25 protein-coding genes and 1 pseudogene are annotated in these 24,964 nt (G+C 65.3%); 12 read left to right on the forward strand and 14 right to left on the reverse strand.

Translation table 11 applies throughout. From position 1 onward, the window contains the following. From KYC_RS24850 to KYC_RS24870, 5 genes and pseudogenes are all read right to left on the reverse strand, one after another. Positions 1-420: pseudogene (locus KYC_RS24850) on the reverse strand (flagellar hook-length control protein FliK); the annotation flags it as partial. Then, complete coding sequence (locus KYC_RS24855; protein WP_008167675.1) at positions 417-767, reverse strand: flagellar protein FliT; 351 nt, start codon at positions 765-767, stop codon at positions 417-419. The pseudogene KYC_RS24850 and the gene KYC_RS24855, both read right to left, overlap by 4 nt. A 47-nt stretch (positions 768-814) precedes the next feature. Beyond that, on the reverse strand, positions 815-1,243 hold the full coding sequence (gene fliS, locus KYC_RS24860) for a flagellar export chaperone FliS (RefSeq protein ID WP_008167676.1): 429 nt from the start codon (positions 1,241-1,243) through the stop codon (positions 815-817). A 17-nt stretch (positions 1,244-1,260) separates the two neighbouring features. Further along, a complete protein-coding gene (fliD, locus tag KYC_RS24865) occupies positions 1,261-2,649 on the reverse strand; it encodes a flagellar filament capping protein FliD (RefSeq protein WP_008167677.1) in 1,389 nt (462 codons plus the stop codon). A gap of 144 nt (positions 2,650-2,793) precedes the next feature. Beyond that, entirely contained in the window at positions 2,794-3,171 is a 378-nt protein-coding gene (locus KYC_RS24870; protein ID WP_008167679.1) for a flagellar protein FlaG, read from the reverse strand. A gap of 138 nt (positions 3,172-3,309) precedes the next feature. On the opposite strand from KYC_RS24870, the gene KYC_RS24875 reads away from it, so the two are divergent. After that, positions 3,310-4,047, forward strand: coding sequence for an IclR family transcriptional regulator (locus KYC_RS24875; protein WP_008167681.1), 738 nt, complete (start codon positions 3,310-3,312; stop codon positions 4,045-4,047). 12 nt (positions 4,048-4,059) lie between these two features. Here the strand turns inward: KYC_RS24875 and KYC_RS24880 are convergent, their stop codons facing one another. The 4 genes from KYC_RS24880 to KYC_RS24895 all read right to left on the reverse strand — a co-directional run bounded on the left by KYC_RS24880 (position 4,060) and on the right by KYC_RS24895 (position 7,915). After that, entirely contained in the window at positions 4,060-5,226 is a 1,167-nt protein-coding gene (locus KYC_RS24880; RefSeq protein WP_008167683.1) for an acyl-CoA dehydrogenase family protein, read from the reverse strand. Beyond that, positions 5,216-6,454 (reverse strand): CaiB/BaiF CoA transferase family protein, encoded by a 1,239-nt coding sequence (locus tag KYC_RS24885; RefSeq protein ID WP_008167684.1) that lies wholly within the window; start codon positions 6,452-6,454, stop codon positions 5,216-5,218. Before KYC_RS24885 ends, KYC_RS24880 begins: the two co-directional genes overlap by 11 nt. Beyond that, entirely contained in the window at positions 6,454-7,425 is a 972-nt protein-coding gene (locus KYC_RS24890) for a Bug family tripartite tricarboxylate transporter substrate binding protein (protein ID WP_008167685.1), read from the reverse strand. The genes KYC_RS24885 and KYC_RS24890 overlap by 1 nt, the downstream gene beginning before the upstream one ends. A gap of 73 nt (positions 7,426-7,498) precedes the next feature. Further along, a complete protein-coding gene (locus KYC_RS24895; RefSeq protein ID WP_008167686.1) occupies positions 7,499-7,915 on the reverse strand; it encodes a cupin domain-containing protein in 417 nt (138 codons plus the stop codon). A gap of 164 nt (positions 7,916-8,079) precedes the next feature. Between KYC_RS24895 and folC the strand changes: the two genes are divergently transcribed. The 4 genes from folC (at position 8,080) to purF (ending at position 12,281) form a co-directional block, all read left to right on the forward strand. Further along, positions 8,080-9,390, forward strand: a complete 1,311-nt coding sequence (gene folC, locus KYC_RS24900) for a bifunctional tetrahydrofolate synthase/dihydrofolate synthase (protein ID WP_043519213.1) — start codon at positions 8,080-8,082, stop codon at positions 9,388-9,390. A 72-nt stretch (positions 9,391-9,462) separates the two neighbouring features. Then, on the forward strand, positions 9,463-10,242 hold the full coding sequence (locus KYC_RS24905; RefSeq protein WP_008167688.1) for an SPOR domain-containing protein: 780 nt from the start codon (positions 9,463-9,465) through the stop codon (positions 10,240-10,242). Then, positions 10,242-10,730 (forward strand): CvpA family protein, encoded by a 489-nt coding sequence (locus tag KYC_RS24910; RefSeq protein WP_008167689.1) that lies wholly within the window; start codon positions 10,242-10,244, stop codon positions 10,728-10,730. Before KYC_RS24905 ends, KYC_RS24910 begins: the two co-directional genes overlap by 1 nt. 30 nt (positions 10,731-10,760) lie before the next feature. Next, positions 10,761-12,281 (forward strand): amidophosphoribosyltransferase, encoded by a 1,521-nt coding sequence (purF, locus tag KYC_RS24915; RefSeq protein ID WP_008167692.1) that lies wholly within the window; start codon positions 10,761-10,763, stop codon positions 12,279-12,281. Positions 12,282-12,351: 70 nt separating this feature from the next. On the opposite strand, the gene KYC_RS24920 is transcribed toward purF, so the two are convergent. The 5 genes from KYC_RS24920 to map all read right to left on the reverse strand — a co-directional run bounded on the left by KYC_RS24920 (position 12,352) and on the right by map (position 17,678). Further along, positions 12,352-12,873, reverse strand: coding sequence for a M48 metallopeptidase family protein (locus tag KYC_RS24920; RefSeq protein WP_008167694.1), 522 nt, complete (start codon positions 12,871-12,873; stop codon positions 12,352-12,354). A 28-nt stretch (positions 12,874-12,901) separates the two neighbouring features. After that, positions 12,902-13,384: a disulfide bond formation protein B gene (locus tag KYC_RS24925; protein WP_008167696.1), complete on the reverse strand. Its 483-nt coding sequence runs from the start codon at positions 13,382-13,384 to the stop codon at positions 12,902-12,904. Between the two features lie 49 nt (positions 13,385-13,433). Then, positions 13,434-14,147, reverse strand: coding sequence for a MarC family protein (locus tag KYC_RS24930; RefSeq protein ID WP_043519215.1), 714 nt, complete (start codon positions 14,145-14,147; stop codon positions 13,434-13,436). A gap of 86 nt (positions 14,148-14,233) precedes the next feature. Further along, positions 14,234-16,840: a [protein-PII] uridylyltransferase gene (locus tag KYC_RS24935; protein WP_008167700.1), complete on the reverse strand. Its 2,607-nt coding sequence runs from the start codon at positions 16,838-16,840 to the stop codon at positions 14,234-14,236. Positions 16,841-16,856: 16 nt separating this feature from the next. Beyond that, positions 16,857-17,678, reverse strand: a complete 822-nt coding sequence (map, locus tag KYC_RS24940) for a type I methionyl aminopeptidase (protein ID WP_008167702.1) — start codon at positions 17,676-17,678, stop codon at positions 16,857-16,859. Between the two features lie 942 nt (positions 17,679-18,620). Here map and rpsB point away from each other — a divergent pair. The 7 genes from rpsB to KYC_RS24975 all read left to right on the forward strand — a co-directional run bounded on the left by rpsB (position 18,621) and on the right by KYC_RS24975 (position 24,953). Continuing rightward, entirely contained in the window at positions 18,621-19,370 is a 750-nt protein-coding gene (gene rpsB, locus KYC_RS24945) for a 30S ribosomal protein S2 (protein ID WP_043519216.1), read from the forward strand. Positions 19,371-19,550: 180 nt separating this feature from the next. Next, a complete protein-coding gene (gene tsf, locus KYC_RS24950) occupies positions 19,551-20,429 on the forward strand; it encodes a translation elongation factor Ts (RefSeq protein WP_008167707.1) in 879 nt (292 codons plus the stop codon). Between the two features lie 179 nt (positions 20,430-20,608). Then, positions 20,609-21,325 carry a UMP kinase gene (gene pyrH, locus KYC_RS24955; RefSeq protein ID WP_008167708.1) on the forward strand — a complete coding sequence of 239 codons (717 nt, stop codon included), beginning with the start codon at positions 20,609-20,611 and terminating at the stop codon, positions 21,323-21,325. 16 nt (positions 21,326-21,341) lie between these two features. After that, complete coding sequence (gene frr / locus KYC_RS24960; RefSeq protein ID WP_008167711.1) at positions 21,342-21,902, forward strand: ribosome recycling factor; 561 nt, start codon at positions 21,342-21,344, stop codon at positions 21,900-21,902. Between the two features lie 180 nt (positions 21,903-22,082). After that, a complete protein-coding gene (gene uppS, locus KYC_RS24965) occupies positions 22,083-22,847 on the forward strand; it encodes a polyprenyl diphosphate synthase (RefSeq protein ID WP_008167714.1) in 765 nt (254 codons plus the stop codon). A gap of 52 nt (positions 22,848-22,899) precedes the next feature. Beyond that, positions 22,900-23,757 (forward strand): phosphatidate cytidylyltransferase, encoded by an 858-nt coding sequence (locus tag KYC_RS24970; RefSeq protein WP_008167716.1) that lies wholly within the window; start codon positions 22,900-22,902, stop codon positions 23,755-23,757. After that, entirely contained in the window at positions 23,754-24,953 is a 1,200-nt protein-coding gene (locus KYC_RS24975; RefSeq protein ID WP_008167720.1) for a 1-deoxy-D-xylulose-5-phosphate reductoisomerase, read from the forward strand. Before KYC_RS24970 ends, KYC_RS24975 begins: the two co-directional genes overlap by 4 nt. Positions 24,954-24,964: the final 11 nt, after the last annotated feature.

Consider the following 24,964-nt stretch of genomic DNA (forward strand, 5'->3'; position numbering starts at 1 on the left):
GCTTGCGGCGTCCGCGCTCCATAGCGGGGCGCGTCCCTGAACCGGCGGCGCGGCCTCGGGGAACTGAGCGAGCAGGGCCAGGATGGTGCGGGCGGTCGTGCCCAGCGTGGTCGGCGCCGATGCCGTGGTGTCACTACTGGTGACCAGGCCGCGGGCGGCCAGCGCCAGCGCGGCGGCGGTTTTGGGGTCGACAACAGTATTCTGGCGGTCGCCTCGGGCGCCGCCAGTCTGTATGCCTTGCCGGGAATCGCGGGTGGATCCATCCGACGGTCCGGCTTTCTCCGGACTGCCGGGCTGGCTGACCGCGTCGGGCCGCGCGCCGGAAATCTGGTTGGCGTTTGCGGCGGACATCGTCGTGCCAAGCACGGCGTCCAGCCGCTGGACCAGGACGTTACCGAGCGCGGCGGGACCGATGCTCATTCTTCAGGCGCCTGATTGCCGTAGGCGGAAAGCAAGGTCTGCTGGCGCTTCATGCGTCCCAGCAGTTCGCCCAGCCGCGCCAGTTGGGGCAGTGCCAGGTCGCGCGTCATCGCATCGTTTTCAAGGATGCGCACGAGCAGGTCGTACTTCATGCTGCGGCCGGCTTCGTCCAGGGGGCTGGAGCGCTCGGCGTGGCGCAGGCGCTCGACCTGTTCACAGTAGAGCTGCCCATGCATGAGCGCGGTGTCCCAGTCGCCGGCCTGGGCGGCCGTCAACATCTCGCCCGTGGACAGGGCGATCTCCTGATATTGTTCCAGGATGGCGGAGTACTGGGTAAGGGACGTCATAGAACTCTCGGGCGCTTGATGGCTGGCTGAATGGGTCGTGTGGGCCATCAAAGTTGTGCGCCGGGGGCAGGCCGGTCGATGGAGGTCTGCCAGGCTTCGGCCAGATCCGCCAGCAGGCGGTCCGCGATGTCGAGCTGCTCGACGTCCGCTTTCAGGTTCGCCATCAGCAGTGTGCGGACAATGTAGTCGTAGAGCCGGCTGAGATTGGCGGCGATGTCGCCGCCGGCCTCCATGTTCAGGCCCATTTTCAAGCCTTCGTCGACGATCTTGATTGCCTTGGTGATTGCCGTGCCCCGTTCGGACACGCGGCCTTCCTGCAGGTGGATGCGCGCCTGTCCGATTGCCGCGCGCGCCCCCTGGTAAAGCAGGGTGATCAGCCTTTCCGGGGTGGCGCTCATGACCTGCGTTTCCAGGCCGATATCGGCGTAGGAGCGGACGGAGTATGAGCCTGAGGGGCGGCGCGCGGCGTACGTCATTTAATGCATCTTCTTGGTTATGAGTTCGACTTGTTCATGGCCGCAAACTGCTGGGTCAGGTAGTTAGCCGTGACAGACTGCTGTGCAACGAACTTGTCCAGCTGGACGAACTGGGCGCGCATCAGCTCAAGCTGGGCTTCGCCGGCGGCCTTGGCGCGGGTGTACTGGTTCTTTACGTTCTCGATCGACTTGGCCAGACCGTCGGTCTTGGTCTTGATCGAGCCGGTGTCGCTGAGGATGTCCTTGGTGGCCTTTTCGAAATTCGCGGCCAGGCCGTCGGCGCCGGACAGCATGCGGGCGACGTCGGCGCTATTGGAGGCCAGCGCCTTGTCCAGCTTGGTCTGGTCCAGCGTCAGTTGGCGCGTGTTCGGATTGGTCGTGATGCCCAGGTCGGCCAGCGAACGCATGGAGCCTTCACCCGTCACGAACTGCAGCGCGCTGGCGAGCGACGACTGGATGCTGCGCGTCGTGCCGTCCCCGGTCAGCGGCTGGTTGGTGGCGGCCGTCGCGTCGAACGCCGTCAGGTTCTTGATCGTCGTCTGCAGCGTGTTGTAGGCGGTCACGAAGCTCTGGATGGCCTTGCTGGCCACCGAGGGATCGCTTTCCAGCTTGAGCGTGATCGGCTTGTCGGCTTCGGTCTTGGCCGTCAGGTTCAAGGTCACGCCGTCGATGGCGGTCGAGATATTGTTGGTGCCGCTCTTGACCGTGATGCCGTTGATGTCGATCTCGGCGTCGACGGCGGCGGTGGCCGTCATCTTGGTGCTGGTGTCGGCGGCGTCGGTGTTGTAGTTCAGGACGTCCTTGAGCGACTGGTCGCCAGTCACGGTGATGGACTTGACCGAAGCCTCCACGCCGGTGTCCTTGGCGGTCAGCATGAGGTAGCTCTTGCCGTCGCCGTCGGTGATGACGGTGGCGCGCACGCCCAGCGTGTCGTCGGCGTTGACCGCCTTGACGATGCCGTTCAGGGAAGTGTCGTCCTTCAGGTCGACGGTCTTCTTGGTGCCGTCGGCCAATTCGATTTCGAAGGAACCCGTGGCGCCATTGGACGCCTTGCGGTCGGCCACCGCACCCGATTGCAGGGTCTGCGAGGTGGCGATGCTCTTCACATTGATGGTGTACTGGCCCGCCACGGCGCCTTCGGCGGCCACGGTCGCGGTCAGGGCGTCGCCGCCGGTCACGCTGCCTTTCACGGCGCCCAGCGTCTCGGCCTTGCCCAGCACGGCGGCGGCCTTCTGCACGGCTTCCACGGCGCTTTTCAGTTGGCCGTATGCCGTAACGCGGGTTTCGAAGCTGGTCTGCCGTACGGTGTACTGCTCCAGCTTCTTTTCCTCGGCTGCTTGCAGCTTCGTGAGGATGTCCTCCAGGGGCAAGCCTGAATTCGAACCGAGGTTGGTGATGGTGGCCATGTGAAATTCCTTCCTAGCGATGCAATTCTGTCAAAAAATGGATGCCGGCGATTGGCCGGGTAAAGGCATAAGGCGGGCCTAATTCGGCGCTTCTCTTGCCGCGTCCCGTCGAGTCACGTGCCCAACAATGTTTTAAGTGCCGGATCAGGCCGAAGTCTTGATCCCGTTTCCTTGCATATTCACAATCATTTTGGCGATTTTGAGTACCGTTTCGCTGGGGATCGTGCGAATTACGTCTCCTGACTCCGCGTCCACCACAGACACCACCACTTGGTGGACATTGGGATCGATTTCGAACTGAAGCTGGGTCGACCAGGCCTTCATCTGATCGTTGATTTCGTCGATCGCTTTATCCAGGGGCAGCTTTTGCGCATTGGACTGGTCCGACGTGGCGCTGTCGGATGCGCTGCTGTTCGTGCTCGCCGGGGCGGGCGTGGCGGTTGCTGAGGGGTCTGGGGCGGCGATTACGGTCGAAACCGGTAACGACGCGAACGCTGCGGGGGCTAACGGGGTTACGGCCATGATCACTCCAACGGCGAGGGGCGTCTCGGAGGAACGCGCTGTTTTCAGGAAATTCTCAGTTACCATAACGACACTGCCGCAGGGAACTTTAGCCCCGCGCAAACAGGTGCTTCACGTGCTAAGGGTTCGGATCGGTCAATGAGTGTCAAGACGGCGCTGCGAGTCATCGAAATCATCGAAACGTACGCCCGCGAGAAACGCGCGCTGCCCCTGTCGGAACTGGCCCGCCTGCTCGATGTCCCCGTTTCCAGTTGCCTGGCGCTGATCCGCACCCTGACCGGGCTGGGCTATCTGTACGAAACAGGCAGGCGCCAAGGCTATTACCCCACCGGCCGCCTCCTGGCCATGGCCCAGCGCATCGCGCGGGCCGATCCCGTTCTGGACCGGGTTTATCCCAGCCTCACTGAATTAAGGGACGCCACGCGCGAAACCGTGGTCTTCGCCAAGCTGGCGCCCGACGGTCGGGTGGTTTACCTGGATGTGCTGGATTCGCCGCATACGATCAGATACGCGCCCGTTGCAGGCGAGTTCAAAGACGTACACGCAAATTCGCTGGGAAAAGCCTTGCTTTCCCTGCTGGATGACGCCGCCCGGGACGTGGTGCTGGCAGAGGCGGCCATGACCCGCTACAACGAGCGCACGCTGGTGACGCGGGAGGCCCTGCTGGCGGACATCGACGTGTCGCGCCAGCGGGGGTGGTTCATGAACAGCGGCGAATCCATTCCCGACGTCGGCGCCATCGCCTGGCCCGTCACGCTTTCAGGCGAGCACTACGCCATTTCGGTGGGGGGGCCGATCTACCGCATCGAGCCCCAGCAGGAAGCCTATGCCCGCATCCTGCGCGCCGCCTGCACCGGCCTTGAACAGCAGGCCTGACGCCCGCTCGGGTCAATAGGATTTCGGCAGCCCCAGCACCTTTTCCGCGATGAAGCACATGATCAGCTGCGGGCTGACGGGCGCAATGCGCGGAATGAAGCTTTCGCGCAGCAGCCGCTCCACGTGGTACTCCTTGGCGTAGCCCATCCCGCCCAGCGTCATCACAGCCGTCTGGCAGGCGTTGTAGCCGGCCTCGGCCGCCAGGTATTTCGCGGAATTGGCGGCGGGGCCGCAAGGTTTGCCGGCGTCGTACAGGCTGGCCGCCTTGAAGACCATCAGGTCCGCGGCCTCCAGCTGCATCCAGGCCTGGGCCAGCGGATGCTGGATGCCCTGGTTCTTGCCGATGGGGCGGCCAAAGACGGTGCGCTCGCCGGCATACTTGACGGCCCGGTCCAGCGCCGCGCGGCCGATGCCCACGGCCTCCGCCGCGATCAGGATGCGTTCCGGATTCAGCCCGTGCAAGATGTACTCGAAGCCGCGGCCTTCTTCGCCGATGCGGTCCGCCACGGGAATCCGCAGTCCGTCGATAAACAGCATGTTCGAGTCGACCGCCTTGCGGCCCATCTTCTCGATCTCCCGCACTTCGATCCGTTCGCGGTCCAGGTCGGTATAGAAGAGCGACAGGCCCTGCGTGGGCTTTTCCACTTCAGACAGCGGCGTGGTGCGCGCCAGCAGCAGCATCTTGTTCGCCACCTGCGCCGTGGATATCCAGATCTTGCGGCCATGGACGACGTATTCGTCGCCCTGGCGCACGGCCCGGGTGCTGAGCTTGGTCGTGTCCAGGCCCGCGTCGGGTTCAGTAACGGCAAAGCAGGCCTTTTCCCGTCCGGCGATCAGCGGCTCGAGCCAGCGGGCGCGCTGCTCGTCGCTGCCGAACACCACGACCGGATTCAGGCCGAAGATATTCATGTGGACGGCCGAGGCGCCGGTGAAGCCGGCCCCTGAGGCGGCGATGGTCTGCATCATCAGCGCGGCTTCGGTCATGCCCAGTCCGGCGCCGCCGTATTCCTGCGGCATGGCGATTCCCAGCCAGCCGTCGCGGGCCAGGTCGGCGTGCAGCGGCTCGGGAAAGCCGCCTTCGCGGTCGCGCTCCAGCCAGTATTCGTCGGGGTAGCGGTCGCAGATGCGGGACACGGCGTCGCGCAACGCCAACTGGTCGGGAGTGAATTCAAAGTCCATCTTCGTTTCCGTCTTGGGTAATGCCGCGGGCGAGCATGGCGGCGATCTGTTCAGGGCCGTAGCCGGCCTGGGCCAGCACTTCGCGGCTGTGCTGGCCCAGCCGCGGGGCGGGGCGGCGCAGGGATGTCGGCGTGCCTTCGTACCGTCCCAGCGGGCCAGTGGTGCGGATCCGGCCCTCCGAGGGATGGTCCATTTCCTGGATGAAACCCGTGGCCGTCAGGTGCTCGTCCTGGATCAGGCCGTCAATCGTGTAGAGCTGCGAGGCGGGGATGTCCGCTCGGGCCAGGTCTGCCAGCCAGTCCTGGCTGGGCCGGGTGGCGATCACCTCGGCCACGAAGGCGTAGACCTCGCTGATATTTGCGGCCCGCGCGCCGTGCGTGTGAAAGCGCGGGTCCTGCGACAGTTCGGGGCGTCCGATGAGGCTGAAGAAATTGCGCCAGTGCTTGTCGTTGTAGATCAGCAGGCAGATGTAGCCGTCGGCCGTGGCGTACGGACGGCGATGCGGCGCCAGCAGCCGCGCATAACCTGTCGGGCCCAGGGGCGGCTCGAAGGTGGCGCCGCCCAGGTGGTCGCCCAGGACCAGATGCGCCATCCCCTCGAACATGGGAATTTCCACCTGCTGGCCGCGGCCCAGCGTCCGCGCGCTCAGCACCGCCGACACGAGCGCGATGCCCACATGCAGGCCTACCGCGCGGTCGGCAAGCGTAAGCGGCGCGTATCGCGGGACGTCGCCGCTCTGCTGGGCGGACAGCGCGGCGATGCCGGTCTGGCCCTGGATCAGGTCGTCATAGGCCGGGCGGCCGGCATAGGGGCCGGCCTCGCCGAAGCCATAGGCGCCCACGTACACGATGCGCGGGTTGCGGGCCGCCACCGCCTCGTACGACAGGCCCAGGCGAGCCATTGCCTGGGGGCGGATGTTGTAGAGCAGGGCGTCGCAGCTCTCCGCCAATTTCAGGCAGGCGTCCAGGCCTTCGGGGGTCTTCAGGTCCAGCACGATGGACCGCTTGTTGCGGTTCAGGTGCAGATAGATGTGGCCCATGCCGGGGTTGCGCATGGGGCCGACGGCCCGCATGTTGTCCCCCGCGGGCGATTCCACCTTGATCACGTCCGCACCCAGGTCCGCCAGGACCTGGGTCGCGTACGGCCCCATCACCACTGAGCTCAGGTCCAGGATGCGCACGCCGGCAAGCGGCCCGGCGCAAGGCGTTTCGGGAAGGGGCTGGTCCATCATTGCTGTTCGATCCCCGCGTCGCGGATCAGCTTGCCCCACAGGTCGCGCTGTTCCCCCACGAACTGGGCGAACGCCTCGGGAGTGCTGGAAAAGGCGTCGAAGCCCAGTCCGGCAAGGCGTTTTTTCACGTCGGGCTTGGCAACCACCTGGTTGATGGCGGCATTCAGCTTGGCCACGACTTCCGGCGGCAGGCCGGCCGGGCCGAAGTATCCGTTCCAGGAGTTCAGGTCGAAATCGGGCACGCCCGCCTCGGCCATGGACGGCAGGTCAGGCACGATGGTGCTGCGCTCGGCGGTGGAGACGGCCAGCGCGCGCAACTGGCCAGACTGCACGAAGGGCAGGCCGGAAGCCAGGTCGGTGAACATGAAGTCCACCTGGCCGCCGACCACGTCGGTCAGGCCTTGCGGCGTGCCCTTGTAGGGCACGTGCAGGATGTCGACCTTGGCGCGGTTGGCCAGCGTGGCGCCAGCCACGATGCCGGTGCTGTTGCCGCTGGCGTATGTAATGCGCCCCGGGTTCTTCTTGGCGTCGGCCACCAGGTCGCCCACCGTCTTCCAGGGCCGCTTGGGGTTGACGACCAGGATGAAGGGCAGATTGCCGCCGCGGGCGATCGGCGTGAAATCCTTGACCGGATCGTAGGGCACGTTCTTCATCAGCCAGGGCGCGGCCGAATGCGACGTATTGGTCGTGACGAACAGCGTGTAGCCGTCCGGCTTGGCGCGCGCCACGTAGCTGGCCGCGATGGTCGCATTGGCGCCGGGCTTGTTTTCGACCACGATTTGCTGGCCCAGGATGGCCGACAGTTCGGAGCCGAAGATTCGTCCCACGGCGTCCGTGCCGGATCCCGCGGGGAAGGGCACGACCAGGGTGATCGGCTTGGACGGGTAGTCCGCCGCGTGGACGGCGGGCGCCGCGATCAAGGCGGCGCCGCTGACGAGCGCGGCGCCTAGCAGGCGTATGGGTTGCATGGGTTTGTCTCCTGTCTTTTATAGGAATGAGAAGGGCGCGGCTTCTACGGCCGCTGCCCGTCAGGTCGCCGCATCAGGCGGCTGGGGGTGACGCCGGAAAGTCGCGTATCACGCGATCTGGGGATTCTTCGTAAGGAGGCGTGTAGATCACCAGCAGGCGCGCCGGCTCGTCGCTGGTCACGGTGAAGACATGGGGGATGTCGGGGGGGAAGTAGCAGCAGTCGCCGGGCCCCATGTCGGCCCATTCGTCCTGCACCTGCGCGCGGGCCGTGCCCGAAATCAGGTAACAGACCTGTTCGATGCCCGGATGCGCGTGGGGCAGCGCGCCCTTGCCCTTGTCGATCACGCCCAGCAGCACTTCGACGCCGCGGGCGCCGACGGTGTCAGGCGAGATCAGCCGCCGGTTCAATGTGCCCGTGTGGTTGGCGGGGTGGTAGCCCGGCACGTCGGCTTCGCGGACCAGCCAGGCAGGTGTCTTTTGCTGCGTCATGTCTCTTCCTTATATTTTTCATACATGAATTTATTTTTACGTATGAGAAAAACATGGGCAAGCATTTTCTGGCCGGCTAAACCGTGCCGCTCCCTAGGGGATTAGGGAAAACACCGTGCGCGGACTGCTAAAATCGAAGGCTGATTTTCTTTCGCGAATCCGCCATGTCTTCTGTTCGTACGCCTGACGCTACCGCAACCTTGTCTGATTGGCTGCAGTACCTGGAGTCCATCCATGCCACCGCGATCGACATGGGCCTGGACCGCGTGCGCGTCGTGGCGGACCGCATGGGCCTGGCGCTGCCTGGCGTGAAGTTCGTCGTCGGCGGCACCAACGGCAAGGGTTCCACCTGTGCCATGCTGGAGGCCATCCTGCTGGCCGCCGGCTACAAGGTCGGGCTGTATACGTCCCCGCACCTCATCGACTTCAACGAGCGCGCCCGCGTCAACGGGCAGATCGCCTCCGACGCGGACCTCATCGCCCAGTTTCAGGCCGTCGAGGCCGCGCGCGGCGACGTCTCGCTGACGTACTTCGAATTCACCACCCTGGCGATCATGCGCCTTTTCTCGCAGTCCAGGTTGGACGCCGTCGTCCTTGAAGTCGGTCTGGGCGGGCGCCTGGACGCGGTCAACATCGTCGACGCGGACTGCTCCATCGTCACCAGCGTCGACCTCGACCACACCGAGTGGCTGGGCGACACGCGCGAGAAGATCGGTCTCGAGAAAGCCCACATCTACCGCAGCGGCCGGCCCGCCATCTGCAGCGATCCCGTGCCTCCGCAATCGCTGCTGGACCACGTCCAGGAAATCGGCGCCGACCTGTGGCTGTTCGGGCGCGATTACAACTATTCCGGCGACCGCCAGCAATGGGCCTACGGCGGGCGCGAACAGCGCCGCAGCGGGATGGCCTATCCGGCCTTGCGCGGCGCCAACCAGCTGCTGAATGCTTCGGCCGCATTGGCCGCGCTGGAATCCGTACGCGATCGCCTCCCGGTGCCGCAGCAGGCCGTGCGCCTGGGCCTGCTGCAGGCGTCGCTGCCCGGCCGCTTCCAGATCCTGCCGGGCCAGCCCACCGTCATCCTCGACGTCGCGCACAATCCGCACGCCGCTGCCGTGCTGGCCCAGAACCTGGACAACATGGGCTTCCATCCCTACACCCATGCGGTGTTCGGCATGCTGAACGACAAGGACCTCGCCGGCGTCGTGGCCAAGCTGGGATCGCGCATCGACTACTGGTATTGCGCGGGCCTGCCCGGACCGCGCGGCACGCCCGGCCAGGCGCTGGCGGACCAGGTCGCGGCGGCGCTGCCGCCGTCGCCCGCGGGCAGCGAAAGCCCTGGCATCCAGGCCTACGCCGATCCGGCCCAGGCCTATGCCGCGGCGCGCGAACGGGCAGGCGAGAATGATAGAATCGTGGTGTTTGGGTCGTTTCTCACCGTAGCCTCGGTTTTGCAGGCTCTGGGTCGCAAGGCATAGGCAAATCGGGCCATTCGCGTGGTGGCGGCCCGCCGCCGTATTGCCGCAAGGCGCCGCAAGGAATTCTCCTCCATGGGTTTTTTCAAACGCAAAGATCCTGCCGATCAGGCGCAGGCCTCCAAACGGGCTGCCGTGCCCAGCGAGGTCCAGGCCGCTGAACTGCGCGGCCGCGCGCGTCGCAGGCTTGCGGGCGCCGTGGCGCTGGTGCTGGCCGCCGTCATCGTGCTGCCCATGGTGCTGGATTCGCAGCCGGCGCCCGTCGCCGACAACATCCCCATCAAGGTGCCCGAACGCAGCACCCCGTTCCAGCCCCAGATATCCGAGCCGCAGGCCGCCGCGCCTGCAGCGCCCGAACCCGCTCCCGCAGATCCCGCCGCCGTGCCCACGCCGCCCGCTGTGACGTCCGTGCCGCCGCCCGTGGCGGCCGCCCCGGCAGCGCCGCCCGCGGCCCAGCCCGCCACGCCTCCCAAGCCCGAAGCGAAACCCAAGCCCGAGCCCAAGCCGGCCACGCCGCCCAAGCCTGATACGCGCTCCGACGACGGGGCCCGCGCGCTTGCGCTGCTTGAGGGGCGCTCCGCGCCCGCCGCCACGCCGGCGCCCAAGCCGGCTGCATCCAAGGGCAATTTCGTGCTTCAGATCGCGGCTTACTCCACTTCGGAAGACGCCCAGTCGCGCCGCGGCAAGCTGCATCAGGCCGGCGTGACGAACGCATTCGTCGAGCAGGTCTCCAAAGATGGCAAGCAGCAGTACCGCCTGCGCGTGGGGCCGTTCCCCTCGCGCGAGGCGGCACAGGCGGCCCAGGCGCGCTTGCGCACCCTGGGCTATGACAATGGTTTCATTGCCGCCCAATAGTGACCGGTTTCGACTTCGTCGTGCTGGCCATCCTGGCGGTATCGGGTGTGCTGGGCCTGGTGCGCGGCCTGCTCAAAGAGGTGCTGTCGCTGGTCGCCTATCTGCTGGCCTTCGTGGCCGCGATATGGTGGGGCCCCACGGTCTATACGTGGCTGGAACCCTATATTGAAACGACGCTGCTGCGCATGGGAGTCTCATACGCCGTGGTGTTCATCATCGTGTTGCTCGGCGTTGGGTTGGTCAATATGACGCTTGCCGCCTTGATCCGCAGCACCGGACTCAGCCCGGCCGACCACGGCCTGGGCGGAATGTTCGGTCTGGCCCGTGGTCTGCTGATCGTGCTGGCGCTGGTCGCCGCCGCAGGCTATACGCCGCTGCCGGAAGAGCCATGGTGGAAGGACGCCATGTTTTCGCATTCGGCCATCGAGGCCGTCAAACATATCAAGACGTGGTTGCCGCCATCCCTGGCGACGTACCTGCCGTATTGATTAGCTTCAAATCAACCAGGAAATCTCACCATGTGTGGAATCGTAGGCGTCGTCGGGCGCGGGCCGGTCAACCAGCTGCTCTATGACAGCTTGCTGCTGTTGCAGCATCGCGGGCAGGACGCCGCGGGGATCGCGACGTCGCAGGGCAACCAGTTCAATATGTACAAGGCGCACGGCCTGGTGCGCGACGTCTTCCGCACGCGCAACATGCGCGCGCTGCCCGGCACGTCCGGCGTCGGCCAGGTTCGCTACCCGACCGCGGGCTCCAGCGCCAGCGAGGAAGAGGCCCAGCCTTTCTACGTCAACGCGCCTTTCGGCATCATGTTGTCCCACAACGGCAACCTGACCAACTGGCGTGAACTGCGCGAATCGCTCTACCGCGTCGACCGCCGCCACATCAACACCAACTCCGATTCGGAAGTGCTGCTGAATGTGCTGGCGCACGAACTGCAGTCCGCGGCCAACGGCGTGTCGCTCGACGACGACGCCATGTTCCGCGCGGTCGCCGCCCTGCACAAGCGGGTGCGCGGCGCCTATGCCGTGGTGGCCCAGATTTCCGGGTACGGCCTGCTGGCCTTCCGCGATCCCAACGGTATCCGCCCGCTGTGCATCGGCCGCACGGAAACCGAAGAAGGCGTGGAATGGATGGTCGCCTCGGAATCCGTGGCGCTGGAAGGCAGCGGTTTCGCGTTCGTGCGCGACGTCGAACCCGGCGAAGCCGTGTTCATCGACCTGGAAGGCCGTCTGGTCGCCCGCCAGTGTGCCGACAACCCGCAGCTGGTGCCCTGCATTTTCGAATACGTCTACTTTGCCCGCCCCGATTCGATGATCGACGGCGTGTCGGTGTACGACGCGCGCCTGCGCATGGGTGAATACCTGGCCGACAAGGTGGCGCGCAACATGCGCCTGGGCGACATTGATGTCGTCATGCCGATTCCGGATTCCTCGCGTCCGGCCGCGATGCAACTGGCCGCGCGCCTGAACCTGGACTACCGCGAAGGGCTCATCAAGAACCGCTATGTGGGCCGCACGTTCATCATGCCGGGCCAGGCCGTGCGCCGCAAATCGGTGCGCCAGAAGCTCAACGCCATCGGCTCCGAGTTCAAGGGCAAGAACGTTCTGCTGGTCGACGACTCGATCGTGCGCGGCACCACCAGCCGCGAAATCGTGGACATGGCCCGCGCCGCCGGCGCCAACAAGGTGTACTTCGCCTCGGCCGCGCCTCCGGTCCGCTTCCCCAACGTGTACGGCATCGACATGCCGACGCAGAGCGAACTGATCGCCACTGGCCGCACCGACGAAGAAATCGCCCGCGCGATCGGCGCCGACAGCCTGATCTACCAGGACCTGCATGATATGCAGCAGGCGGTCCGCGACATCAACCCGAAGCTGTCGCGCTTCGAAGCGTCGTGCTTCGACGGCCAGTACATCACCGGCGACATCACCCCCGAGTACCTGGCCCGCCTGGGTCAGTCGCGCTCGGAAGCCGGCCAGGACGAGGGCGCGGGCGGCCTGCGCTTCAACATGGGCCATACCTCCGACGACGCCTGACCGTCCCGGCGTCTCGCGCCCATAAAAACGCCGTCCCTCGGGACGGCGTTTTTTTTCCGGCGCGGGACGGCTACGTCTTGGGATCCCACAGCGGCGCGCGCGTGGCCTCCAGGTGCGTCAGGTAGAGGCGCAGGTCGAACTCGTACTGATGGTAGTGCGGCTCCATGCGCAGGCACATGTTGTAGAAGGCCTTGTTGTGGTCCTTTTCCTTCAGGTGCGCCAGTTCGTGCACCGTGATCATCTTCAGGAATTCTTCCGGCACGCTCCTGAACAGCGTCGCCACCCGGATTTCATGCTTGGCCTTCAGCTTGCCGCCCTGCACGCGCGAAATGTAGGTGTGCTGCCCAAGCGCGTGCTGGATCACATGGATCTTGCTGTCGAACGCCACCTTGTTGATCTGGTCGCCGTTGCGCATATAGGCGTTCTTCAGGTCGGTCACGTACTGGTACAGCGCCTTGTCGGTGCGCACGCCGTGGGGCCCGCCTGGATAGCGGGCCAGGAGCGCCGCGCCCAGCTTGTCCTGGTCCAGCAGTTTCCGGGCCTGCGCCAGCAGGGGTTCCGGATAGCCCGTGAGGTACTTCAGGGTCTGCACGATTGATGCGAGGCGGGGGGGGGCGCGCTCAGGCCTGGGCGCGCCGGAACACGACCGGCAGCGCCATGAAGAACAGGATCACGAACAGCGCCAGGCTCCACAGGGCGTATTCGACGCCCAGCACGGGCACCTTGGCGTCCATGCAGGTGGCGTAGATGCCGAACAGCGACGGCACCGCGCTTTCCAGCCCGATGCCCGTCATGAAGCGGTCGGCAAAGGTCTGGTCGCAGGACAGCATGTTCGCGGCCACGCTGTATTGGTACCAGGCGGCCACGATGCCCGACAGGGACAGCAGCGCGGCCAGGACGCCGCAAATGCGGGTCAGGGCGCGCCCGCCGCCGAAGCCGCCGATCAGCGCGACCACGCCGATCACCAGGTAGATCAGCCGCTGCAGCACGCACCAGGCGCAGGGCGGCATGTCGAAGACGTGCTGGGAGACGAGGGCGACGCCCACGGCGCCGAAGCAGAAGAGGGCGATCAGGCGAAGCAGGCGTTCAGAGCGGGTTGTCATTGTTGCGTTGGAATGGGTTGGTCGGGTCCGGGGACTCGCCCGGCCACACTTAGGCCTTGGGAATCGGAATTGGTTGCATGACCTGGGTCAGCACGCCCAGCATCAGTTCGCGCGCGCCTTCCCAGAAAATCTGTACGCCCAGGCACAGCATGATGAAGGCCGACAGGCGCATGAACACCGCAGTGCCGTTGTCGCCCAGGCGGTGCAGCATCTGCGCGGCGAAGCGCAGGCAGACATACAGCGTCAGCGACACGACGACGATGCCGGGAATGGAGCCGGCCAGCCGCACCAGGCTCAGCGCGTGGTTCTGGTCGCGCAGCGAAACGCCGACCGTGATGGCGGCGGCAATGGAGCCGGGGCCGCAACTGATCGGGAAGGTCAGCGGGTAGAAGGCGCGCGCCTTGGCCATTTCGGGGGTGAACGATTCGGCCATGCGCGCCACGCGCTCGGTGTCGGCATCGGGCGAGTTCACCAGCCGCCAGGCGCTGGCGATGACCAGCATGCCGCCGCCCACCCGGACGATGGACAGCGAGATGCCGAAGAAGCTCAGGAGCACGTTGCCGGCGACCATGGCCACGATCAGCATCAGGCAGACATTGATGGCTACGCGCTTGGCCAGCACCGTCCGCGTGGACGACGACGCGCCTTCGGTCAGCGACAGGAAAATGGGAGCGATGGCGGGGGGATTCAGGAACGGCAGCAGGGTGGCCAGCGCAAAGAAGAAGCTGCCACCGAAAACGCGCAGATAGTCCATTAGCTGCATGAGAACGAGCATCGCATGGCCGAAAACCGGATTGTATGCCTTCCGGCCCGGTCATGGCGATGCCCCGGCGCCTTGCGGCGCGGGGGTCAGGCTGCGCGCTGCTGGGCGTCTTCGCCCGATAGCGCATCAAGGATGTCGCGTTCGAACTGCATCTGGCTGCGGGGCCGCGCCAGGGCGGATCCGTCCACGATGAAAACGTCTTCAACTCTGTCGCCCAGCGTCATGATCTTGGCCATGAGCAGGTTGACTTCGTGCTGGGCGAACACGCGCGCCAGGGCGTGCAGAAGGCCGGGCCGGTCGGTGGCGGTGACGGACAGGCGCCACGACGTGCTGCGCTCGTCGGGTTGCAGTTCGGCCTGGGGCATGACGGGGAACACGCGCGACACCCGCGACTGGCGGCCGCGGCCATACCAGCCGCCGCGCGCGGGCTGCGCCTGCGCGGCCGCATGCGGATCCTTCAGGCGTTCGGCCAGTTCGTGCTCGACCAGCGTGGCCTGGGCCCGCAGGTCGCTTGCGCCTTCGGGCAGCAGGACGATGAAGCTGTCCAGCGCCCAGCCGTGACGGGTGGTGTGGATGCGCGCATCCTGAATGGAGAGCGACTTGGCGTCGAAGTAGCCGCAGATCGCCACGAACAGGTCGGGCGCGTCGCGGGTGTAGACCATGATCTGCAGGCCTTCCCCGTGTTCGGTGGGGCGGGCCTTGACCACGGCCTGGGCGGGCTCGACCTGGTGATACAGGTGGCGCGTGTGCCAGGCGATGTCGGACGCGTCGTGACGCAGGAAATACGCCACGTCCAGCTGGTTCCAGAAGGCCTCGCGGGCGTCGTCGCGCAGCCCGGCCAGGCGGGTCAGGCGCGCGGCCTCTTCCTTGCGCTCGGTCAGCACGGTGTGCGCGTCGGCGTGGGCGCCGCCCAGCGCGGCCAGGGTCAGCTTGTACAGGTCTTCGAGCAGCTTGCCCTTCCAGGCGTTCCACACCTTGGGGCTGGTGCCGCGTATGTCCGCTACGGTCAGCAGGTACAGCGCCGTCAGGTGGCGCTCGTCCTTTACAGTGGCGGCGAAATCCTGCACCACGGCCGGATCGGACAGGTCGCGCTTTTGCGCCACCGCGGACATCAGCAGATGCTGGCGCACCAGGAACTCCACCAGCTTGGCGTCTTCGGGGTCCATGCCGTGATCCTGCGCGAACTTGCGGACCTCGCGCGCGCCAAGTTCGGAATGGTCGCCGCCGCGGCCCTTGGCGATGTCGTGGAACAGCGCCGCCACGTAGAGCAGCCAGTGCCGGTCCAGGCCCGCGATCAGCTGGCTGGCCAGCGGATACTCCTGGGCGTGCTCAGGCATGGTGAAGCGGCGCAGGTTGCGCACCACCGCCAACGTATGCTGGTCCACGGTATAGGCATGGAACAGGTCATGCTGCATCTGGCCCACGATGCGGCGGAACACCGGCAGGTATCGCGGCAGGATGTTGAGCATGGTCATGCGCCGCAGCTCGTGCACGATGCCGCGCGGCTGCTGCAGGATCTGCAGGAATAGCTTGCGGTTGACGGGGTTGCGGCGGAACTGCGCGTCGATGCGGTGGCGGGAATGCCAGATGGCGCGCAGCGTGCGCGCGGACATGCCGGTGAGTTCCGGGTGCTGCTGCATCACCAGGAAGGCGCGCAGGAGCAGGGTGGGATTTCGCTCGAAGCCGTCGTCCCGGATGATGTCCAGGCGGTCGCGCAGGTTGCGGAAATCGTCGTCGATATCGCGGGCATCGCTGTCGGGCCGCGGAAACAGCCGTTCCTCGATGTTCTGCACCAGGATGCCGTTGAGCTGCGTGACGAGCCGTGCCGCCCAGTAGTAGCGCTGCATCAGCAGTTCGCTGCCGCGTCGCGTGGCGGTGGCGTGGATGCCATAGACCTCGGCAAGCGCCGGCTGCAGGTCGAACAGTACGCGGTCTTCGCGCCGGTTCGACAGCAGGTGCAGTTCAATGCGCAGCCGCTTGAAGGCCTGCTCGGCCTTGCGCAAGTCGCGCGCCTCGGACGACGTGAGCAGGCCGGCCTGCGCCACGGAACGCCAGGTGTTGCCAAAACCCGCCGCCCGGGCCATCCACAGGATGACCTGCAGGTCCCGCAGGCCGCCCGGGGATTCCTTGCAGTTCGGCTCCAGCGCATACGGCGTGTCGTGGTAGCGCGCGTGGCGCTGCTGCATTTCGGTGCGCTTGGCCAGGAAAAAGGCGCGCGGGTCCAGGCGGGACTTGGTCGCCGCGTCGAATTTGCGCATCAGCACGCGGCTGCCGGCCAGCCAGCGGGATTCCAGCAGCGCGGTTTCGACCGTGATGTCGGCGTCGGCCTCGCGCTCGCAGTCTTCGATGGTGCGCACGCTGTGGCCGGGTTCCAGTCCCAGGTCCCAGAGCGAGGCCACCAGTTGTTCGATGGCGGATTCGTCTTCGGGCGTGGGGACGTGCGGCAGCAGGATCAGCAGGTCGACGTCGGAGTGCGGGTAAAGTTCGCCGCGGCCATAGCCGCCCACGGCTGCCAGCGTGGCGCCGATCGGCAGCGGGTAGTGCTTGACCAGGTCCCGCAGCGCCGCATCCACGATGCGGCGCAATTCGGATAACAGGGTGTCCGGCCGTTCATGTTCCCGGAACTGGGCCACCGCGGCCCGCCGGGATTCCTGGATGCGTTCGCGCAGCTTGGTGAGGATTTCGGCGGTCATGGCTGGCGGGGGCGCTTCAGACGGCGGGAATGACGAGGGGTTCGGTAATGAAGGCGGGGGGCTGGGGCATGCCGGGCGACAGCGTCAGCACCTCATAGCCCGTGTCGGTCACGCAGACAGCATGCTCCCATTGCGCGGACAGGCTGTGGTCGCGTGTGACGACCGTCCAGCCGTCGGACAACTGGCGGATCTCGCGGCGGCCGGCGTTGATCATGGGTTCGATCGTGAACAGCATACCCGTCACCAGTTTCACGCCGGTGCCCGGCTTGCCGTAATGCAGCACCTGCGGATCTTCGTGGAAGCGCTGGCCGATGCCGTGGCCGCAGAATTCGCGCACCACCGAAAAACCGTTGGATTCGGCATGCTTCTGGATCGCGTTGCCGATGTCGCCCAGGGTGGCGCCATTCTTCACCTGCTGGATTCCCTTCCACATGCACTCGAAGGTGATGTCGGTCAGGCGGCGGGACAGGATGGATTGTTCGCCCACTGCATACATGCGGCTGGTGTCGCCGAACCAGCCGTCCTTGATGATGGTGACGTCGATATTCAATGAGTCCCCGTTTTTCAGCACCTTGTCGCCGGGAATGCCGTGGCAGACCTGGTGGTTCACCGACGTGCAGATGGCGCCGGGGAAGGGCGGGTACCCGGGCGGCGCGTAGCCCACCGTGGCGGACTTCACCTTGAGTTCGTCGGTCAGGTACTCCAGGCAGAGGCGGTCCAGCTCCCCGGTAGTGACGCCCGGCTTGACGTGGGGCGTGATGAAATCGAGGACTTTGGCGGCGTCCTGACAGGCCGCGCGCATCTTGGCCAGGTCGGCCGGATTGGTGATAGTGCCCATGGAGGTAGCTTGGCGATCTCTCGCTTGAATGTCTGCTTGAAAGAATAGTAGAATTATAGGCTTCCCTAAAAATTTGGGGAGCAATCGGGTTACCGGCAAGAGCCGCTGACTGTGGTCGTACTGGTTGTGGGGAAACCCACAGGTTGTGGAAACCATATGGGCAAAAGCCATATGGAACAGAACCATAACAGTCAGCCTTACGGGCAGCGGCGTGGCCAATCCGGCGGGTGCGGGCCTTTGGGTCCTTGGGCGCCCCGGCAGCAATCCTGGTTTTGCGCGGTTCTTTCATGAGATCGGCGGCAAGCCCTGAAGTTTCACCGCAAGCGAAGGTTGTGGAGCGAATTCGGGCAGGCGGCGGGTTTTGGAAGTTTCGCGCCGGACATGGGTTTGGGCTGGAAGCGCTTGGGGTCTGGAGTCTGGCGTCAGCTGGGCGCGGCGTGCTTGTAAGCCCGGAAGTGTTTTCGAGCGGCGATGCAGGTTCGGTATGGACGCTGGATTAATTTCTTGAAAGCGGTCCTGAAAGGGCGCTTTCTTAAGAGATGCCACAGTTGTCTGATGCGCGGCCAGGCCTTGCGGCCAGGGTGCGAAGAACTGGATTTCGCCGCCAACAAAACAATTCCGGGTGCGCCTTGAAGAAACTTCCAGGAAGTTCCTGGAGTGTCGGACAGGCGCAATAGACAAGTGCGCGGCGCAAGGCTTCTTGTCGTGTGGCGGCCGTCTGGGTTTATCGCGGCAGCGTAGTAAGTAGTCGGCGCAGTAGGTTGAAGGCGAGCCGTTTCAGGCAAAAAGCCTGGAGCGTCGTCGTTATTGCGGCAGTGATCGGCCGGCCCGGTTAAAATTTTGTCATCCCGCATGTGCGGGAAATCGCGCGCAACACCACCCAGGGTGTCAGCAGGATGCTGATGCAGGTGCGGCGCAAGAAACCAACCCTTGGAGAATTACATGTCTTTGATGCGCGAAATGCTGGAAGCGGGTGTCCACTTTGGTCACCAGACCCGTTACTGGAACCCCAAGATGTCGCAGTACATCTTCGGCCACCGCAACAAGATTCACATCATCAACCTGGAAAAGACGGTTGATAAGTACCAGGAAGCCACCAAGTTCGTGAAGCAGCTGGCTGCTCGCGGCGGCAACATCCTGTTTGTCGGCACCAAGCGCGCTGCGCGCGAACTGGTCGCCTCCGAAGCCGCCCGTTGCGGCATGCCCTACGTCGACGCCCGCTGGCTCGGCGGCATGCTGACCAACTTCAAGACGGTCAAGACCTCGGTCAAGCGCCTGAAGGACATGGAAGCCGTTGTCGCCGAAGGCGGCGCCGAGCGCATGATCAAGAAGGAAGGCCTGCTGTTCCAACGCGAACTGGACAAGCTGAACAAGTCGATCGGCGGCATCAAGGACATGAACGGTCTGCCTGACGCCATGTTCGTCATCGACGTCGGCTACCACAAGATCGCCATCGCCGAAGCCAAGACCCTGGGCATCCCCGTGGTCGCCGTGGTTGACACCAACCACTCGCCCGAAGGCATCGACTACGTCATCCCCGGCAACGACGACTCGGCCAAGGCCATCGCGCTGTACGCCAAGGGTATCGCCGACGCCGTGCTGGAAGGCCGCGAGCAGAACCTGAACGGTCTGGTTGAAGAACTGGGCGAAGGTCAGGAAGAGTTTGTCGAAGTCCAAGACAACCAGGCCTAAGCCTGTTGTCATGTCCGGCGGGTAACGTCTGGGAGCGGCTCCGAAACGGGTCCGCTCCCACCTCGCCGGCGCTGCGAAGCTGGGCTCCCATCTTCCAGGCCCGCCTAGTGCGGGCGTCCCATCGAATCAAACCACTGCCCCGGCCCGCCGGGGCGTGTCTTAGCAAAATTTGGAGCAAACATGGCTGAAATTACCGCTGCCCTGGTCAAGGAACTGCGCGAAAAGACTGACGCGCCCATGATGGAATGCAAGAAGGCCCTGACGGAAGCCGACGGCGACCTGGCCCGCGCCGAGGAAATCCTGCGCGTCAAGCTGGGCAACAAGGCCAGCAAGGCCGCTGCCCGCGTCACCGCTGAAGGCCTGATCGGTCTGTTCATCTCCGCCGACGCCAAGCAAGGCGCCGTCATCGAAATCAACTGCGAAACCGACTTCGTCGCCAAGAACGACGACTTCGTCGGCTTCGTGAACAAGCTGGCCGAGCTGGTCGCCACGCAGAACCCGGCCGACGTGGCCGCTCTGTCGGCGCTGCCCTACGGCGACGGCACGGTTGAGTCCACCCGCACCGCCCTGATCGGCAAGATCGGCGAAAACATCTCGATCCGCCGCTTCGAGCGCATCCAGACCCCGAACTCGCTGGCCAGCTACGTGCACGGCGGCAAGATCGGCGTGCTGGTTGAGTACACCGGCGCCGAGGAAGTGGGCAAGGACCTGGCGATGCACATCGCCGCCACCAAGCCCAAGGCCCTGAACGCCGACGGCGTGAACCCGGCCGACATCGCTGCCGAGCGCTCGGTTGCCGAGCAGAAGGCTGCCGAATCCGGCAAGCCCGCCGACATCGTCGCCAAGATGGTGGAAGGTTCGGTTGCCAAGTTCCTGAAGGAAGTGACGCTGCTGTCGCAGCCGTTCGTCAAGAGCGACAAGCACACGGTCGAACAGCACCTGAAGGAAAAGGGCGCTTCGATCAGCAAGTTCGTCCTGTTCGTCGTCGGCGAAGGTATCGAGAAGAAGACCAGCGACTTTGCCGCTGAGGTTGCAGCCGCCGCCGCCGGCGCCGCCTGACCTCTTAGGTAGTGCTTAAAGGCCGGCGCTAGATTAAATTCTAGTCCGGCCTTTTCGCCGCATGGCGGCCCGGTGGGGATGTTCCCCTGGGGTCGCGAACCCGCTCAGCGGGTGCGGCGTTGGGGACTCCCCCATTCTTGTCTTACACTTTCGTCGGATTGTTCTTCGGGATATCACCTATGAGCAGCAGAGCATACAAACGGGTCCTTCTCAAACTTTCCGGCGAGGCGCTGATGGGCGACGATGCATTCGGCATCAATCGTTCCACCATCGTCCGTATGACCGATGAGATCGCCGAAGTCGCCGCCACCGGCGTCGAACTGGCCATCGTCATCGGCGGAGGCAACATCTTCCGTGGCGTCGCCCCGGGTGCGCAGGGCATGGACCGCGCAACCGCCGACTACATGGGCATGATGGCCACCATCATGAACGCGCTTGCGCTGCAGGACGCGCTCAAGCACAAGGGCATCGACACCCGGGTACAATCGGCCCTGAATATTGATCAGGTCGTCGAGCCCTACATCCGCCCGAAGGCCCTGCGTTACCTCGAAGAGGGCAAGGTCGTCATCTTCGCGGCGGGCACCGGCAACCCCTTCTTCACCACCGATACGGCCGCTGCCTTGCGCGGCGCGGAAATCGGCGCGGAGATCGTGTTGAAGGCCACCAAGGTCGACGGCATCTACAGCGCAGATCCCAACAAGGATCCCACCGCCACGCGTTACTCGCGCATCAGCTTCGACGAGGCGATCGTCCGCAGACTGGAAGTCATGGACGCCACCGCATTTGCGCTGTGCCGCGACCAGAAGCTGCCGATCAAAGTGTTTTCGATCAATAAGTCGGGTGCGCTCAAACGAGTCGTGAGCGGCGAGGACGAAGGCACGCTGGTACACGTTTAAAGAAAAAGGAAATTCCATGAGCGCAGCAGAAATCCGCAAATCCGCCGAGGCCAGAATGGCCAAGTCGCTTGATACGCTCAAGACCAACCTGGCCAAGATCCGCACGGGCCGCGCCCATACCGGCATCCTGGACCACGTGCAGGTCGAATACTACGGCTCGCCCGTGCCGGTCGGCCAGGTCGCCAACGTGAACCTGGTGGACGCCCGCACGATCAGCCTGCAGCCGTACGAAAAGCACATGGCCGGCCCGATTGAAAAGGCGATTCGCGAATCGGACCTGGGCTTGAACCCCATCTCGATGGGCGACACCATCCGCGTCCCGATGCCCGCCCTGACCGAAGAGCGCCGCCGCGATCTGACCAAGGTCGTGCGCAGCGAAGGCGAAGACGCCAAGATCGCCGTGCGCAACCTGCGCCGCGAGGCCAACGAGTCGCTGAAGAAGCTGGTCAAGGACAAGGAAATCTCCGAGGACGACGAGCGTCGCGCCCAGGACGACGTCCAGAAGCTGACGGATCGCGCCGTCGCCGACATCGACAAGATGGTCGTCCAGAAAGAAGCGGAAATCATGACCGTATAATCCCAGCACGCTTCGGGGCGCGCCGGCGGTGCCGGCGGCCCTGAGCGTCAGGATTCTCTTGCACATGCGCCGTCCAGTCCATTGCCTCGCGGTACTCATACGGAGCAATGGAAGCGACGGCGCAGGTTTTTTCCCGTACCCCTGTTTTTCGCCGGTTCACCGCGCGTAGTCCCCACACTAATGGCAACCAGTTCGACCCAGGCGGTTCCCGACACTCGCGACATCCCCGAGCACGTCGCTATCATCATGGATGGCAACGGCCGCTGGGCGACGCGCCGGCTGCTGCCGCGCACGGCGGGGCATGCCAAGGGCGTGCAAGCGGTGCGGCGTGTCGTCGAGGCCTGCGGCCGCGCAGGCGTCCGTTACCTGACGCTGTTCGCGTTCAGCTCGGAGAACTGGCGCCGCCCCGCCGAAGAGGTGTCCCTGCTGATGCGCCTGTTCGTGCAGGCGCTGGAGCGCGAAGTCGGCAAGCTCGAAGAGCAGGGCGTGCGCCTGCACGTCATCGGCGACCTGAGCGCGTTTGAACCTCGCTTGCGCGATCTCATCGCCGCGGCGCAGGAGCGCACCGCCCACAACGATCGCCTGCATCTCACGGTTGCGGCCAACTATGGCGGCCGCTGGGATATTCTTCAGGCGACGCGCGCCATGCTGGCGGCCGAGCCCGGCCTGGCGGCCAATCCCGAACTGGTCAATGAAGAGCGGCTGGCCAAGCATCTTTCCATGGCCTGGGCGCCCGAGCCCGACCTGTTCATCCGCACCGGCGGCGAGCAGCGCATTTCCAATTTCCTGATCTGGCAGATGGCGTACGCGGAGTTCTACTTCACGGATCGCTACTGGCCGGACTTCGGCGCCAATGAACTCACGGCCGCCTTTGATTGGTACCGCACGCGCGAACGGCGTTTCGGCCGCACCAGCGCGCAAGTCAGCGAAAGCAGCACAAAATAGGCGGAAGGCGACCCGCGCGTCTTTCCCAGGCTGAACACGAGGAGACCGTCATATGTTGGGCCAGCGTATCGTTACCGCCGTCATCCTGTTGGCCATTCTTGCGGCCGCGATGGTCAGCGCCAATCCCTGGTGGTTCGTCGCCTTGCTGGCCCTGGCGGCCGCCTGCGCCAATTGGGAGTGGCTGCGCCTGACGCTGCCGCAACCGCCATCCCCCCTGATTTCCGTCGGCGTCGCCGTGCTGCTGTTCGTGGGCATGATGGCGCTTGCCTCCGAGTGGCTGGAGAGCGGCCGCGCCGGCCTGAGCGACCCCGGCTGGGTGCTGCGCTACCTGGTGCCCGCCGTTTCGGCGGTCTGGCTGTTTGGCGGCGTCGCGGCCGTCGTCCGCGGGCGTTCCGACGCCCCGCCCGCGAGCCTGGGCTGGTCCGTGTTTTCGGTGCCCGCGGCCTTTGCCGCGTGGGCAGTGCTGGCGCAGATGTATGTCGCGCGCGGCGCGGTGTTCGTCGTGTCCTTGCTTGCGCTGGTCTGGGTTGCCGATATTGCGGCTTATTTTGCAGGGCGCGCGTTCGGCAAGCGTAAACTGGCTCCGCGGGTGAGCCCGGGCAAAACCATCGAAGGCGCCATCGCCGGCGTCCTGGGCGCGGTCGTGTGGATCGGCCTTTCCAGCCTGTGGGCCGGGACGTTCGGCCACGCGCTGGTCGAGCGCTGGTCGTTCTGGCTTGCGTTGCCCATCGCCGCGGTGCTGGGTGTGCTGTCCATCGTGGGAGACCTGTTCGAGTCGCTGCTCAAGCGCCGCGCAGGCCGTAAAGATTCCAGTACGCTGCTGCCGGGCCACGGAGGCGTCTACGACCGCATCGACGCGATTCTTCCGGTCGCGCCTTTTGCGCTACTTTTGTCTGGAGTTTTGTTTTGACCGCTTTTCAACGCGTCGTGGTGCTGGGATCGACCGGTTCGATCGGTGTAAGCACGCTGGATGTGATTGCGCGCCACCCCGAGCGCATGGCGGTGTACGCGCTGTCGGCGCACAGCCGGATGGAGCGTCTGGCCGAGCAGGCGCTGGCCAGCCGGGCGGCGGTCGTGGTGGTGCCGGACGCCGAGGCGCGGCGCAGATTCATCGAAGCCTGGCCGTCCGGCCAGGCAACGCCCGAAATCCGGGTGGGCGGGCAGGCGCTGGCCGATACTGCGGCTGACCCCCAGTGCGATTCCGTCATGGCCGCCATCGTCGGCGCGGCGGGCTTGCCTGCGGCCCTGGCCGCGGCGCGCGCCGGCAAGCGCGTGCTGCTGGCCAACAAAGAAGCCCTGGTTGCCGCGGGCTCGCTCTTCATGCAGGCAATTCGCGACAACGGCGCCGAACTGCTTCCAATCGACAGTGAACATAACGCGATTTTCCAATGCCTGCCTCACCAGGGGCGAGCCGTGGCGCCGTCCAGTCCGGCCCGGGGCGTGCGACGCCTGCTGCTGACCGCGTCGGGCGGCCCGTTCCGCGGCCGCGACCTGGAAGACCTGCACGAAGTGACCCCCGCCGAGGCCTGCGCCCATCCCAACTGGAGCATGGGCCGCAAGATTTCCGTGGATTCCGCCACCATGCTCAACAAGGGCCTGGAGGTGATAGAGGCGCATTGGCTGTTCGCCATGCCGGCCGACCGGATCGAAGTCGTCGTGCATCCGCAAAGCGTGGTGCACTCCATGGTCGAATACGACGACGGCTCGGTGCTCGCGCAACTGGGGCAGCCCGATATGCGTACCCCGATCGCCTATGGCCTGGGATTCCCGGATCGCCTTGAGAGCGGTGTAGGGCCGCTGGACCTTACCCGGCTGGGGCGGCTGGACTTCGAAAAGCCAGATCTGTCCCGGTTTCCGTGCCTGGCGCATTCCTTTGCCGCGCTGCGAGCGGGGCAGGGCGCCTGCGTGGCGCTCAACGCCGCAAATGAAGTCGCGGTCGAGGCCTTCCTGGATGGGCGCCTGGCCTATACGTGGATTCCGCGGGTGATCGAGGCCGCCCTTGAGTGGCAGGCACGGCAAGCATCTGTTACGCTCAGCAGTCTTGACGATGTGCTTGCACTGGACGCCGAGTCGCGCGCCTTTGCAGGCAACCTGGGGCTGGCCTGATGGCCGGCCGC

The organism is Achromobacter arsenitoxydans SY8, assembly GCF_000236785.1.
GTDB classification, from domain to species: Bacteria; Pseudomonadota; Gammaproteobacteria; order Burkholderiales; family Burkholderiaceae_B; genus Achromobacter; species Achromobacter arsenitoxydans.